At 55.8% G+C, this 13,613-nt stretch carries 12 protein-coding genes; 5 read left to right on the top strand and 7 right to left on the bottom strand.

The features are described from left to right. Window positions 1-25: 25 nt before the first annotated feature. Window positions 26-814, bottom strand: a complete 789-nt coding sequence (locus tag L6439_RS01600) for a sporulation protein (RefSeq protein WP_213468690.1) — start codon at window positions 812-814, stop codon at window positions 26-28. 218 nt (window positions 815-1,032) lie between these two features. Here L6439_RS01600 and L6439_RS01595 point away from each other — a divergent pair, with 218 nt between their 5' ends. Together L6439_RS01595 and mscL are read left to right on the top strand one after the other, a co-directional pair. Beyond that, entirely contained in the window at window positions 1,033-1,938 is a 906-nt protein-coding gene (locus L6439_RS01595; RefSeq protein ID WP_237096706.1) for a diacylglycerol/lipid kinase family protein, read from the top strand. Between the two features lie 80 nt (window positions 1,939-2,018). Continuing rightward, the gene (mscL, locus tag L6439_RS01590; RefSeq protein WP_213468689.1) at window positions 2,019-2,528 is read left to right on the top strand and encodes a large conductance mechanosensitive channel protein MscL; all 510 of its coding nucleotides are present in this window, start codon (window positions 2,019-2,021) and stop codon (window positions 2,526-2,528) included. Window positions 2,529-2,643: 115 nt separating this feature from the next. Here the strand turns inward: mscL and L6439_RS01585 are convergent, their stop codons facing one another. The 3 genes from L6439_RS01585 to L6439_RS01575 form a co-directional block, all read right to left on the bottom strand. Next, the gene (locus L6439_RS01585) at window positions 2,644-2,955 is read right to left on the bottom strand and encodes a dipeptidyl aminopeptidase (RefSeq protein WP_213468688.1); all 312 of its coding nucleotides are present in this window, start codon (window positions 2,953-2,955) and stop codon (window positions 2,644-2,646) included. Between the two features lie 209 nt (window positions 2,956-3,164). After that, window positions 3,165-3,938, bottom strand: coding sequence for a TrmB family transcriptional regulator (locus tag L6439_RS01580; protein WP_213468687.1), 774 nt, complete (start codon window positions 3,936-3,938; stop codon window positions 3,165-3,167). A 185-nt stretch (window positions 3,939-4,123) separates the two neighbouring features. Continuing rightward, complete coding sequence (locus L6439_RS01575; protein ID WP_213468686.1) at window positions 4,124-4,888, bottom strand: zinc ribbon domain-containing protein; 765 nt, start codon at window positions 4,886-4,888, stop codon at window positions 4,124-4,126. Between the two features lie 503 nt (window positions 4,889-5,391). On the opposite strand from L6439_RS01575, the gene L6439_RS01570 reads away from it, so the two are divergent. Together L6439_RS01570 and tlp are read left to right on the top strand one after the other, a co-directional pair. Continuing rightward, the gene (locus L6439_RS01570) at window positions 5,392-6,084 is read left to right on the top strand and encodes a GTP pyrophosphokinase (RefSeq protein WP_213468685.1); all 693 of its coding nucleotides are present in this window, start codon (window positions 5,392-5,394) and stop codon (window positions 6,082-6,084) included. A gap of 224 nt (window positions 6,085-6,308) precedes the next feature. Further along, window positions 6,309-6,533 carry a small acid-soluble spore protein Tlp gene (tlp, locus tag L6439_RS01565; protein ID WP_143798110.1) on the top strand — a complete coding sequence of 75 codons (225 nt, stop codon included), beginning with the start codon at window positions 6,309-6,311 and terminating at the stop codon, window positions 6,531-6,533. Between the two features lie 460 nt (window positions 6,534-6,993). Here the strand turns inward: tlp and L6439_RS01560 are convergent, their stop codons facing one another. Beyond that, window positions 6,994-7,839 carry a M15 family metallopeptidase gene (locus L6439_RS01560; protein ID WP_213468684.1) on the bottom strand — a complete coding sequence of 282 codons (846 nt, stop codon included), beginning with the start codon at window positions 7,837-7,839 and terminating at the stop codon, window positions 6,994-6,996. 287 nt (window positions 7,840-8,126) lie between these two features. On the opposite strand from L6439_RS01560, the gene L6439_RS01555 reads away from it, so the two are divergent. Continuing rightward, window positions 8,127-9,839: a YheC/YheD family endospore coat-associated protein gene (locus L6439_RS01555; protein WP_213468683.1), complete on the top strand. Its 1,713-nt coding sequence runs from the start codon at window positions 8,127-8,129 to the stop codon at window positions 9,837-9,839. Window positions 9,840-9,964: 125 nt separating this feature from the next. On the opposite strand, the gene L6439_RS01550 is transcribed toward L6439_RS01555, so the two are convergent. Next, a complete protein-coding gene (locus L6439_RS01550) occupies window positions 9,965-11,356 on the bottom strand; it encodes a dicarboxylate/amino acid:cation symporter (protein WP_213468682.1) in 1,392 nt (463 codons plus the stop codon). 829 nt (window positions 11,357-12,185) lie between these two features. Further along, on the bottom strand, window positions 12,186-13,484 hold the full coding sequence (locus L6439_RS01545) for an ABC transporter substrate-binding protein (RefSeq protein WP_213468681.1): 1,299 nt from the start codon (window positions 13,482-13,484) through the stop codon (window positions 12,186-12,188). Window positions 13,485-13,613: the final 129 nt, after the last annotated feature.

Below are 13,613 nucleotides of genomic sequence, written 5' to 3'. Positions count from 1 at the left end.
GGGCCTGCGGGCCCCTCTCTTATTTTCAGGTCACATATCTATATTGTGTTCGAATCCATTCGGCCAGCTCCTCTGCCAGTTCCTCCGCGCCAAGCAGCCGCCATTCCATATCCGACAGACTGTAATGCTTTATTCTATGATCGTCTTCGAGCGGAGCGGCGAGCGGCTTCAGTCTCATTTCCTCCCATGCCTGCTCCGTATACACGTACAGTTCCATTCCTTCCGGCCCTCGCCAAAAGACAAGCCGCAGACCGGAGATCAATTCTTGGAAGGAAGACGCCGCGACGAATTCGAAGGGCTGCATAAACGAAACGAAACCGCTTCCATCCCAGGGGAGGCAGTGAACGCTTCGCAGCCGAAAGCCCAGCCGGTTCACCGCATCGATGACGATGCTCTGCTCCACGCTCGGGATCACTTCAATCCGATCCTCATCCGAAGGCTCCCTCGCCTCCCCGGTCTCCATTACCGTCTGCAGCCAGACGGAGGTCTCGCCGATAGTCAAGGGCAAATGGGCCGGAAGCCGGAAACAAAAAGGGATCTCCTTCGTCTCCAGCGGCTCCACGCTTACATAGGAACAGATAGGATAACGCATCAGCGTGCAGCCCCTCGGCATGCCTTGAGGAAGGTCCGGCACGGCATAATCGGTCTGCAAAATCAGGTAAATCCCTTCGATTCTTCGGGACAAGGGGCCGCCGCGAAGCTTCACGACGCCGCGCATCTGCTCGCCCGGCGCATAGCGCCCCCGTTCCAGCAAGGTATCAATCTGGCTTCCTCCGTACATCGCGCTTGCCAAGAAACGATTGAACATGGACATGCGGCAGCAGCCTCCCTGAAATCCTTATTGGCGATACCGGTCCATTCGAACGATGGCCCATTCGATCCATTCGACGGATCCCTTATTTTTCCTGCCCGTTGCCGGGATCTTCCTTGCAAAAAGTTCACGCAAACCACCGCTGTTTTGCTATGATAATAGAATCATAGATGACCCTGGTCCAGCCATCGCGTTGGACTCGATACGACATAGGAGAGAGCATGATGCTGTTTGTGGTGAACCGCAATGCGGGGAACGGAAGAGGAATAGGGATCTGGCGCAGCGTAGAGGATTGCCTGCGGCGATTCGACATCCCTTACGACTCCAGTCTTACGCGGACGTCAGAAGAAGCGGAGGAGGCGGTTCGGAACTATGTAGAGCGCAATCCCGGCGCTCTCATTGTCGTGATCGGGGGAGACGGGACCATTCACCGCCTGCTTCCGCTGCTGGTCGGCACGGAAGCGACCCTGGGCATTATCCCCGCAGGTTCAGGCAACGATACGGCGCGCGGCTTTTCCCTCCCGAGGGATCCGCTGGAGGCGCTGCATACGATTCTCCATGGAGAGCGGTCCATCGTCGATCTGATTTATGCGAACGGCCAATGGACGCTGACCGCGCTCGCGACCGGATTCGATGCGGACGTGGCGCAATATGTCAATGCGAGTCCCTACAAAAGGTGGTTCAACCGGCTTGGCATCGGATCGCTCGCGTATGTATACGGCATGCTGCGAACCTTGTTCCGCTTCCGGCCTGCAGACGCCGACATCATCGTGGATGGCGCGGCCCGCTCCTTCAAGGACGTCTGGCTCGCCGCCATTACCAACGTCCCCTATTACGGGGGCGGCATCCCCATCTGTCCTGATGCGGAAGCCGGAGACGGACTATTGGATGTCTGCGTCGTACACGGCTGCACCCGCTGGGAACTGCTCCGGCTCTTCCCGACCGTCTATTCGGGACGCCATCGCATGCTTCCGTATGTTACCATGCTGCGCGGCCGGCAGATAGGCGTCCGCTCCGCGGTCCGCCGCTGGACATACGGGGACGGAGAGCGCGTCTCGGCGACCCCGCTGCACGCCGCTGCCGCTCCGGGCAAGCTGCAGTTGATGATTCCGCAGCGCTCACGCTGACCGGGGCGCTGCTGCGCCCGGCTGGCCGTATAGCATCATTAGGGACAGCCAGTTCATATCGGAAAGGAGAATAATTACGGATGGCCAAATCAAAAGTAGGCTCTTTTTTTGAAGAGTTCAAACAATTCGCCGTTCGGGGCAACGTTATCGATCTCGCCGTCGGGGTGATTATCGGAGGCGCCTTCAACAAAATCGTCACCTCCATCGTCAACGATCTCGTCATGCCGCCAATCGGCAAGCTGTTGGGCGGAATGAACTTCAAGGATCTGTTCATTCCGCTTGATCCGGATCTGGTCGTGAATGGACAACCCGTCTCTTCCTTGTCGCTGGCCCAAGCGCAAGAAGCCGGGGTCGCCGTCATTGCCTACGGCCAATTCATCAATGTCATCATCGATTTCCTCATTGTCGCTTTCTGCGTCTTCCTGATCGTGAAGGGCGCCAATATGCTGCACCGCCGGAAGAAGGCAGAGGAGACGCCGGCGGAGCCGACAACGAAGGAATGCCCGTACTGCCTCTCGGACATTCCGAAGGAGGCCGTACGCTGCGCACATTGCACGTCCATGCTGGACGAGTCCGGCGCACGCGCCTAGCCGGCCGGAATGAAGCAAGGCCTTCTTCTCCGCATGCGTGTCACCGCATGTCGGGGAAGAAGGCCTTGCTTCTATTATTCGAATGCACCGCCGGACAAATCCTCTTCTGCCCCCGCTACATCGGCCGGTTCGGCTTGTTCATCAATTGTTCGGCAATAGCGCGCAGCTGCATGTCCGGGGTGTAAGACTCCTCCCCGATATCCAGCTTCTTGACGCGAATCTCTTCAATATCGCCCTCGCTCGTATTCGGCGCGAAAATCAGACTGTCTTTATCCGTGCAGCGCACGTTATATCCCATCATCCCGAACATCTCCTCCAGTTCCGGCGGCGTCGGCTTCTTCCCTTCCTCCGTCATGATCAGTCCGCGCAGCTTCGCAATCTCTCCCGCTCCACGATGTACAGCTTCAAAATGAACTATGCACTCCATCTGACTTCCTCCTCTATGCTGTCGCCCGGCTTGGTTCCATCCAGATGGTAGACTGCCCGTCGCGCCACGCCCGATGCACCGCGCATCACGCTCGCTTGAATTGCTTGGCCTGGCAGAGCGACGCATCACATTTCTTCCTATATTGATCAATACGCAATGAGTTGATTCACGTTTCAGGAATTTGTTTCATTTTTCACAAAGTTCGAAATTTAGTCAAAATATTTGGCCATAATCTCCTCAATCCGTTCGCTGAAGCGCCGCTGGCCGTGCGGGTCCATCTCCCGCTCCAGTTCATAGAGCACCGCCTCTTGGAGGAAATGGCTTAGAACGAGACGCGTCACGGCCGGGTGCTCCGTCAACAGCGCTTTGGTCGCCTGGCCGTGGCCCCGGGCCCCAATCAGCGTCTCCCGCCGGTCGACCACAAAAGCGAAATGCCGCGGCTCGCTCTCCACCGTCCCCGACATCGGCCAAATCCGTTCGGTCATCCGGCCTTCATGCCCGGCGATCGACCACAGCACCTTCACTCCCCGCGCTTCCGCCAGGAGCAGCTCCTCTCGCAGCTCGGCCGCTTCATCGGGCCATACATCGACGATAATCTCCCGTTCGGCCTCATGAAGTGTGCGCTTGATCGTATCCGATACGGCCCGTTCCCCTTCGACACTGTAGAAGGAGCTGCCGTCCGCTTCCGCCGTTGGCATATGCTCCTCCACATAACGCAGCGATGTCTCCAGACGGGCCGCGAGAAGCTTCGTCAGTTCCTCCGCCGGCAGAGCCGCATAATGAGACGGATCTCCCTTGCGGTGAAGGATGACGCCCTGAACGACAAGGCGCTGCAGCGCGGCATAGACGTTGGAACGGGATACCCCCAGCTTTTTGGCGATTTCATATCCGGTCATTGCGCCCTGCTCCGACAAACTGACAACAATCTTTGCTTCCATTTCCGTGAACCCGAGCGCTCGCAAATGCGATACGAGTCCTTCCATCAGGCCAGCCTCCCACTCTACGAATACATCTGTCACATACCAAGGCTGTTCACCTGGCGTTCTATGTTGTCATTGTAACTCAATCCGGAGTTTTTTTCATCGAAGAACGTCGCTATTTGTCGACAGTCCGCATAAAAAAGAGAACCGTCAGGTTCTCTCCAAATCGTTCCGCGGCTCTTCACCGTTCATATAAATGGCGTGCCGCAGCGCTCGCACCACTTCGCCTCCGGCTCTGCGGCGGAGTTGCAGTTCGGGCAGCGGCGAACGGAAGGCTCCTCCCGCTTCCTCGCGACCGGTCTGCCGCCGACGGTAATATTCATCTCCCGACCGGATCGGCTGGACTCCAGCGGCGGGATGGAGAATTCCTCCTTCTGCCTTGTCAGGCCGTCGTGAGACGAGAGACGGTCCGGATGGTACGTGTAACGCGCCTCCGCCTCTCGATCCTCGTTATCCTCCGGCTGCGGAGGCTCCCATCGGCCGCCATCTTCCGCCATAGGAGCCGATTCGGATACAGAGGACGGCTGATGCGTATAGACTCTGGTCTCCTCTTCCTCTTTGCCCCAATCCTCGTCCTCTTCGAACAGCTCCTCCGGCGCCTCCGGCAGCTTGCGGCCGCAGGAAGCGCAATAATTCGAAGTTATCGGCGCCACTTCTCCGCATTCGCACCGCTTCTCATGGCGAAGCTCGCTCACCTTCCACTCCAGCTGCTTGATCTCCTCTTCCAGCAGCAGGTTGGCGTCTCCAAGCGCCATGACCTCATCTTCCGCCAGCGTCAAATCCTTCTTTTTATAGGCATCATAGACCCGTTCGCCGATCAAATACACATTCTGCTCGATCTCTTTGCGCCGGGCCGCAATCTGTGATTGCAAACGATTGATTTCAATGACATTTTGCGCCTTCTCCGATGCTTTGCTGGCGCCTTCCTTTAACTTTTGCAATATTCGGTTCATAAGCAATCCTCCCTTTCCATGCCCACCGTTGAACATGGCCCCATATCCCTATACACAGGACGGCGCGGATCGAAACAGACCCTTCACACAATCGGGGTAATGCTCCCTCCGTTCTTCCATGGCGGGCATGCCATCCGTTGCCGTGCAGAGCCGGTTCCAGAACCAAGCCTCTTGTTCAACGTATGCGCAACTGATACAGAACATGTACAACAACTGCTTCACAAATCGGGCGCCCCTCAAGCCCGCTCAGCCATGATGTATCGGGGGTGATTTATTATACTACGAAGGAACCCGCGATTACTATGGGAAAGGAGATGCCTTTTTTGTCCCAGCATGCGGCCTCCGCAGCTCTGTATTCCGCAGCGGCCGGGCATGAACCGACGGATAAGCGTGCTTTGATATTCTGCCCTCGAATCCGTTACAATAGAAGAAGCATACGGGCAATCCGGTAATCCATTTGCCGATGTCTCTTGCATACTACGCAATTACACGAGGAGATTCGTATGTCACAGACCGATATCATTATGAAGCAGTACGAAGAAGTGAAGCAGCTGCCGACATTGTATCAGTTGGCTCTCGAAGAGCTGGAGACCAAGATCAAGGTCATCCAAGCGGAGTGGAAGCTTCGCAACGGCTATGAGCCCATCGAGCATATCAAGACACGTCTCAAGGAGCCAAGCAGCATTTTCAATAAGCTGCAGCGCAAGGGCCTTCCGCTCACCCTCGAGTCGATTGTGAACAAGATCTATGACGTGGCCGGGATGCGGATCGTATGCGCGTTCGTCAAAGACATCTACCTGATACTCGATCATTTGAAGACCCGCGACGATATTCGCATTACCGAAATCAAAGACTATATCGCCAATCCGAAGGCGAACGGCTATCAGAGCCTTCATATTATTGTCCAGGTGCCGCTGGTCCTGTTCGAGGATACGCGCTGGATTTATGTAGAGATTCAGCTGCGGACGCTGGCCATGGATTTCTGGGCGAGCCTGGAGCACATTATCTATTATAAATTCGAGCAGCAGGTGCCTTCCCACGTCATTAAGGAATTGACGGAAGCGGCCAAAGCCGTAGACGAGCTGGATCGGAAAATGCTTGATTTGCGCAAAGAGATACTGTCTTACAATCAGGAGGACTGGCTCAAAGGAATCCAGAATGGCCTGTCTCTTCGCGACATTGCGTCCGCGCCATAGAATCCGGCCAATCGCGCGTTCCTGTTCTCCCGCCGGGCAGTCCGGAAGCTTGGCCAGCCTGGTGCTTCTCCGAGACGCGGCAGCCACCCGGCATAAAAAGCGGGCGGCTGATGCACCTTATCAAATGACGCCACGAACGCGGACATGATCAGGCGGACCTTCGGGGCCGCCTGTCTTGTCGCGCCGCGTCCACTATACTCGGGAAGGCAAAGGAGGCCTTGCATATGCCAAAGCCGGACAACCGCGCGGACAATGCAGCGCATATTCAGAATGCAATCGACAATACCGTAGAGAACCTGCGGGAGAGCGAACAGTATTTGTCGGCGCATGCCGATGAAATTAGCGAAGGCGAGCAAGCGCAGCTGAAGGCGAAGAACGAACGCCGGCGCGACAGCATCGAATCGCTGGCGGACGAGCGCCGTGACGAGCAGCCGTACGCCAAAGAGTAATCCGCATGCATAGAGAACCGGGGGAAGGGGAGCTTCCTCCGGTTCTTATGATCATCCTTCCTGACAGTCATATCTGTTGGCTTTGCCCCATTATCCCCTTCTTGGCGCTCCTATGCGCTCGTCATGTCCGCCGACGTTCCGGCGAGGTTTTTATACCGCCCATACCGTCGTTTTCGCTTCCTTTACTCCATTATCCCATTCGCTCATAAGCTTGCGCCGTTCCGGCAACCGCTCGTCTGGTCCTGTTTTGGGCCGCATGATCGATTATCCCATACGCTCATATACATAAACTTTACAACTATTTCCTTCGATTATCCTTGCTCTTTTTCTCCGCCGGCCGATGCCGCCGTGCGGAGCGGCAGACACCCCAACGGATGGACCGGACCCGCCCGGGAGACAGCGCAAGCCGGAGACGGCCATCCCGTCTCCGGCTTGCTTTGCCGAATCATGATTAAGAAGTCTATTGCAAAAATTGCTCCAGTGTCGTTCCTTCGCTATATATCGCGCCGGCGGCTTCCTTGCCGACATAGCGGATATGCCATGGCTCGTACACATAGCCGGTAATGGATTCGCCATCCTTCGGGTATCGGATGATGAAGCCATATTCATGGGCGTGCTCCGCCAGCCATTTGCCTTCTTCCGAATCGCCGAATACTTCTTCCAGCACGTTGCCAACGCTGGGGCTGGATACGTCAATCGCCAACCCGGTCTGGTGCTCGCTCGTTCCCGGGACGGCGCTGACGCGGGAAGCGTACTCTTGCCCTTGCGTCTCGACATAATGATTGAACAGCGATTGCTGGCGCTGATACGAGCGGTAGCCCGAGACGGCGTTCAGCGTGATGCCATCCTGTTCCGCGCCGGCGAACAGCGCTTCAAGCGCTTCCGCCGCTTCCTTGCGCATATGGCGTTTTTCATGCGGCTCATCGAACGAGAACTTGACATTCGGCTCTACCAAATCCGGAGGCTCATATCCATCCGGCAAATACCGCTCCTTATTGACGACAACCATAATTGATTCTTCATTCGTTACGACGGCTCGTCCGTCCGCTTCCTGCACGGTGTTCGCCAAAGCGAATTCCGACTTCATTCGTGCCATGGCGTCGACGGCCCCTTCATTGTCCGTATCGCTCCCGGGATCCGCCGAATGTTCGGGATCGGGGGATGGCGTCAGGGCCGGATCAACCTCGGTCTGGCCCGATTGCGGCGTTCCCGCCTGACTGCTGCTCGATGCCTGGCAACCGCTTAGCAAGAGGGCTGCACCCAATGCTGCGATTAGACACCGGACGGCCATACGGTTCTGGTTCATTCGAGTATCCCCTCTCTCAATCTCGACTCGCAGCTTGCTGCTAGATTGAGAGTCTATTATATCGCATTCTATCAGCGATTTCGAATAGTAAGAGATTTGCCGCTAGACAGTCACACTTCTCCGGTTCAGGCGATATGCTATAGTACGATCGCTTACGGAAGGAACCGCCGTGCCATCAACTTGGACAGCCCGCCCATGGGCTGTACCTGCAGCGGAATCAGTTGTGCCGCATTGAACCGCATTCACAATCCCGGCCGCCGCTTACTCGGCCAAGGAGGTGATATCAGATGAAGCAGAGACATCCGGTAATCGGAATTTTCACATACCGCAAGGGCACCCGGTTCACCGAATCCTTCGTATTCCGCCAATGGGTGGAGATCGGCAGGAAGCTGGGAGCCAATGTGTACGTATTCAATGAATCAGACATCCGCCTCCGCCAAAAGAAGATTCGCGGGTTCAAGTTCACCCGTTCCGGCTGGACCGCCGCAGTGGAGCCTTGGCCCGATATCGTCATCGACCGGAGACGCAGCAATTGGAATGCGGCCTTCCGCATCATGCGGAACCGTTCGCTTTTCCCCTATGCCAACGATAAATTCGTGCTCAAGTCCAGGGCGCTTGAAATGTTCTCCAAAGATGAAAGAACGGCCCGCTGGCTTCCGAAAACATTGCCTTATTCCGAACGCAACCTGAGAAGCATGCTGGCCCATTATCCGCTTATCTATGCGAAGCCCGGCAATGGAACGGGCGGAATGGGCGTCGTCCGCATCCAGGCGAAGCAGGGCAGGTATGAAGTCTGGGGACGGGAGCGAAACTTCGGATTGCGCAATGTCCGGCTGCGCCATCGGGGCGAGGTCATTCGCTGGCTCGCGCATTGGACCCGATCGCAGCGCATTCGCAACGGCTCATTCGTCCTTCAGCAGGGCATTGATACGGAGCTTCTCCCCGAAAGAACAGCCGATGCCCGCGTCCTTCATCAAAAAAACGGAGAAGGCGAATGGGTGACGACAGGGATGGCAATCCGCGTCGGCACGCCGCGCAGCCCGAATTCCAATCTGGCGGGCCAACGGGGCAGTGCAGCGCTGCCGTTCCTCCCGTTCATGGAGAAGCACTTCGGGACCGAGCAGGCGAAGGCCATCGAAGAGGAATGCCGTTGTCTGGCGCAGCGCCTGACCGAAGTGATCGAAGACAAGATCGGCTCCCTGTTCGAGATCGGGATCGATCTGGCTGTAGATAAGGCCGGCAAGATATGGGTGCTGGAGGTCAATCCGAAGCCGAGCCGGGATCTGTTCCGCAAGATTGGCGATAAGGAAGCGTATCAAAATGCATTAACGTACCCGATCGCCTATGCGATGTATCTGGCGCGGCAGCGATATGAGAAAGCAGAGCACAAGATCGTCAAAATTCATGATCAGCACAAAGAAGAGAAAGCCGTCCTGGAGCAGGAAGAAAAACAAGGACAGCAAGTACAACAAGTTCAGCAACTACAAGAATCACAGGAAGTGCAGCAAGTACAACAAGTTCAGCCAATACAACAAATCCTAGAATTACAGGAAGTGCAGCAAGTACAGCTAGTTCAGGAAGCGCAACAAGTGGAACAAGTTCAGCAAGTGCAACCATTCCAATATGTGCAACATGCAGAACAAATGCAACATGAGCAACAAACGGTACAAGATGCGCGACAGGTACAGGAGATACTAAAAGTACAAGAAATTCAACAGGTGGAACGGATACAAGAAGTTCAAGTAGCTCAACAGACAGAACAAATACAAGAAGCACAAGGAGAAAGAAAAGCGCAACAAGACGAACCGCAATCGGCGCAAGAAGAGCAACACCTGCAACAAGAACAACAACAGCCGGAACCGGTACAGGAGCAAGAGCCGGCGCTGAAGCATGAGGAAGAACAGGAGCGCCTTGTCCAGGTCCACGGGCACAGCCCGAATTCGGAACGTGAAGAGACTCGCCCATTCACGCACCGTTCTGCCGATGACCCAGCCTCCTGATTCAGCATAAGAACCCGCCAGGCCGATCGGCTTGGCGGGTTCTTCGTCGGGACCTGATCCCCTGCAATTCGCATAGGCTAACCATAAATAAAAGCACTGTTGTCGTGATCTTCTGTAGTCCGAGGTTACACGGATACGGTACCTTGGCTTGGCGCCGATTCCGTATTGAAGTCAATCTCCCCGTCAGGCTCCTGATGGAACGCTTCACGATCGAATTCGCCCTCGCTGCTTGCGACTAACAGGGAAGCGACCGTCGTTCCTGTCGCGTTCACCGCGGTGCGGGCCATATCGACGATCGCATCGACGCCGAGCACCAGCGCGAAGCCTTCGAGCGGCAGACCGGCCTGCACCAGCACGACCGTCGTCGAGATCGAGGCCGGGCCTGGCACGCCGGCGACGCCGACGGAAGCCAATGTCGCAGCCCCGATGATGAGGAGATAATCGGCGATATTGAGATCAATGCCGTAGACCCGGGCGATGAACACGGCGACGATGGCCGGGTAAATCCCGCCGCAGCCGTTCATGTTGATTGTCGCCCCGAGCGGCGCCACGAAGCTGGCAATCCGATCCGAGACCTTCATTCGCTTCGTTATCACTTCCAGGTTGACGGGCAGCGTCGCGTAGCTGCTGCGCGTCGTGAAGGCGACCGCCATCGTCGGGTACGCCTTCTTGAAAAACCGGATCGGATTGACGCGGGCGCCGAATGCGACAAGCGATCCGAACGTAATGATCATATGGATGAGGCACGCCGCATAGACAGCAATAATGAACCAGGCCAATTCCTTCAGGGTGGACAGCCCGTATTTCGCGGACATCGATGTCATCAGTCCCAGCACGCCGTAAGGCGTCAGCCGGATAACGAATTTGGTGACGCGGAACATAATATGAGAGAATGATTGGAAGAACGAACGGACCGGCTGCACCCGCTCCGGGTTCCGCGTCCCTTCGTATATGATCGCGACAGCGATAAAGGCCGCGAATATAATGACCGGCACCACTTTGCCTTCAGCCATCTCGTTAATCGGGTTCGACGGGACGAGGTCAAGCACCACCTGGCGGAAGCCCGGAATCTCGCGCGCCTGGAAATCTTGCGCCGCATCGCCGTTCTGGGCGATGCCGGAACCGGGATCGATGACGAGCGCCGTCCCCAGGCCGATAACCGCCGCGATCGCGGTCGTAGCCAGAAAGAGCGCAATGGTCTTCGTCCCGAGCTTTTTCAAGACGGCCGGATCTTTAACGGACGTGATGCTTGTAATGATCGCGGCGAAGACGAGCGGCATGACCACCATTTTGATGAGGCTGACATACAGCGAGCCCAGAATGCTGATATCTGAAGCCGCCGGACCGAACAGCCCCCCCAATGTCAGCCCGAGCGCCATCGCCAACAGGACGCGCAAGCCGAAGCCGACCTTGTTCTTCGCCAGCCACCACAGCAGAATGACGAGCAGCAGGGCAACGCCCCAGCTTGCGTAGACATTCCAGTCCCGCAATGTAAGCCAAGATTGTTGTTCGTTCATAATCCGTCCTCCTGATAACTCATAATTCCAACGTGTTTAATGGGTATTATAAGAATAGGAAGGGTGATCGTCAATTGTTTTTTGCCCGGAGCCTTGTCCGGCATTACGGAAATCTTCCTTTGCCAGCTAACGGAAGCCGCGTCGAACGGGATGCGCTTTTCCCCATCATATGTGGCGACCTCGTCCTTAATCTTGCGGCTGCCCCACTCTCAGTGATGGGCCGTAATGACCGGCTCACTTACTATTTAGGCGTTAATGGCGACCGCTTTCCAAAATGCTGCAAAAGTGCATGTTTCTAGCTCAAGCCGATTGGCGATAAGTGGAATGCTGCAAATATGCATCAATTTGGAGCAATTCGGCCTCTAATTTCGAGTTAAAAGGGAAAATGCTGCTCTTTTGCAGGAATTTGGTGGAAATGTGCTTCTTACTCAAAGAAAAACTGTATTTTTGCATCAATTTTCCGGAGAGCCGCTTCAGTAGCGGATCAGAGACACCCTAGAGCTACCTTTAGAGCACCTTAGAGCTACATCAGAGCACATAGGGCCACATTAGAGATACCTTAGAGCAACCTTAGAGAAATCTAAAGAGCTACCTTAGAGCACCTTAGAGACATCTTAGAGCACATTAGAGCTACATTAGAGCTACCTCAGAGCGCATTAGAGCTACATTAGAGCGTATTAGAGCTACATTAGAGCTACCTATCGATTGACGCGACGCAATGGAGCGGGGCAAGCCGCTTAAGCAGCCAAGGCCTCCACGTACCATGAACAAAGGGCCGCTCCCTTCACGGGAACAGCCCTGATGCGGTATATCCGGTTGGCGGTGCAGGCTACTTTTTCAGATTGTCCCAAGCCTTTTGGAATTCATCGAACATTTTATCCTTGTCGGATTTGCCCGCGACATAGGCCTGGATCGAGTTCCCGAATTCCTGCGTGGCGCCGTCCGGGTATTTGAACCAGTTCCAGCTGAGGACGCGGTTGTCCTGGCTGTACGTCATCACATCGGCCGCGATGTCGCCAAGATCCTCCGCCGTCGCGTCGATCGTCGACATCGCCGGGATGAACTTGAACTCCTTGGCAATATACTGCTTGCCGATATCGGAGGTAACCATCCAGTTCAGGAACGTCTTCGCTTCTTCCTTCACCTTGGAATTCTTGTTGACGACCCAGTTGTTCGGCACGCCGACGAGCAGCTTGTCATTTTTGGCGGCGTCATTGTCTATCGGCATCGGAAGGACGCCGAGATTCAAGCTCGGATCGATTCCGTCGATCTGCACTTGGGTCCAGTTGCCCTGCTGCATCATGGCGGCTTCGCCCTTGGCGAACAGCGTCACCTGCGTATTATAGTCGGTCGTCAGCGGGTTTTTGTTGCCGTACTTCACCGTCAGGTCAAGCAGGTTCACCCAATTCTCGAACTCGGGATTGCCCTTGAACTTCGCGCTGCCGTCGCTCAGCCCCTGAATAAAGACATTCGTATCCGGCTGCTGCGCGAAAGCGACATTCAAGTTATGAATTCCGAGAATCCACCATTCCTGATAGCCGTTGGCGAACGGCGTAATTCCGGCGGCCTGCAGCTTCTTCGCGGCTTCTTCCAGCTCGGCCAGCGTCTTCGGCAATTCAGTAATCCCCGCCTTGGCGAACAGGTCCTTGTTATAGATGAAGCCGTAGCCCTCCAGGTTCATCGGCATGCCGTACAGCTTGCCGTCCTGGGTCATCGGTTCCTTCGCCAGCGGGAGCACATCCCCCACCCACGGCTGATCCGACAGATCCTCCAGATGCTCGAACCACGTCGTCAATTCCTGGAAGCCGCCGTTATTGAAAATATCCGGCGCGTCATTGCCCGCGAATTTGGCCTTCAGCGCGGCCCCGTAGTCGGCTCCGCCGCCGACCGTCTGAATATCGAGCTTGATATTCGGATGCTCCTTCTCGAATTCCCCCTTCAGCCGGTTCAGCGCCTCCGCGATTTCCACCTTGAATTGGAAAATCTTCACTGTCTTTACATCCTGCTTGGCGCCCTCCGAGCCGGATGCGGAAGATGCGTCTCCGCCCCCGTCCTTCGCTCCGCAGCCCGCGAGCATTACCGATACTGCCAGAAGCATGACCAACGACCATTGTGCCATTCGTCTCATTTGCTAGACCTCCCCTTATGTGTATACCTGATTTTGATGCTGTTGTGCAGCTTAACTGTTGCCTAACTTCATGGTTGTGCGGCTTAACTGTTCCGTAACTTCATGGTTGTGCGGCTTAATGGCTGTGTA

Source organism: Paenibacillus dendritiformis, assembly GCF_021654795.1.
GTDB lineage: Bacteria > Bacillota > Bacilli > Paenibacillales > Paenibacillaceae > Paenibacillus_B.
This window is presented reverse-complemented; position numbering and strand designations above follow the sequence as displayed.

Bases quoted from the DNA above. Each gene is read 5' to 3' on its own strand.
- L6439_RS01600 (WP_213468690.1), bottom strand. From the start codon at position 814: ATGTCCATGTTCAATCGTTTCTTGGCAAGCGCGATGTACGGAGGAAGC.
- L6439_RS01550 (WP_213468682.1), bottom strand. From the start codon at position 11,356: ATGAACGAACAACAATCTTGGCTTACATTGCGGGACTGGAATGTCTAC.
- L6439_RS01580 (WP_213468687.1), bottom strand. From the start codon at position 3,938: ATGGAAGGACTCGTATCGCATTTGCGAGCGCTCGGGTTCACGGAAATG.
- L6439_RS01585 (WP_213468688.1), bottom strand. From the start codon at position 2,955: ATGGAGTGCATAGTTCATTTTGAAGCTGTACATCGTGGAGCGGGAGAG.
- L6439_RS01575 (WP_213468686.1), bottom strand. From the start codon at position 4,888: ATGAACCGAATATTGCAAAAGTTAAAGGAAGGCGCCAGCAAAGCATCG.
- L6439_RS01560 (WP_213468684.1), bottom strand. From the start codon at position 7,839: ATGAACCAGAACCGTATGGCCGTCCGGTGTCTAATCGCAGCATTGGGT.
- L6439_RS01595 (WP_237096706.1), top strand. From the start codon at position 1,033: ATGATGCTGTTTGTGGTGAACCGCAATGCGGGGAACGGAAGAGGAATA.
- L6439_RS01555 (WP_213468683.1), top strand. From the start codon at position 8,127: ATGAAGCAGAGACATCCGGTAATCGGAATTTTCACATACCGCAAGGGC.
- tlp (WP_143798110.1), top strand. From the start codon at position 6,309: ATGCCAAAGCCGGACAACCGCGCGGACAATGCAGCGCATATTCAGAAT.
- mscL (WP_213468689.1), top strand. From the start codon at position 2,019: ATGGCCAAATCAAAAGTAGGCTCTTTTTTTGAAGAGTTCAAACAATTC.
- L6439_RS01570 (WP_213468685.1), top strand. From the start codon at position 5,392: ATGTCACAGACCGATATCATTATGAAGCAGTACGAAGAAGTGAAGCAG.
- L6439_RS01545 (WP_213468681.1), bottom strand. From the start codon at position 13,484: ATGAGACGAATGGCACAATGGTCGTTGGTCATGCTTCTGGCAGTATCG.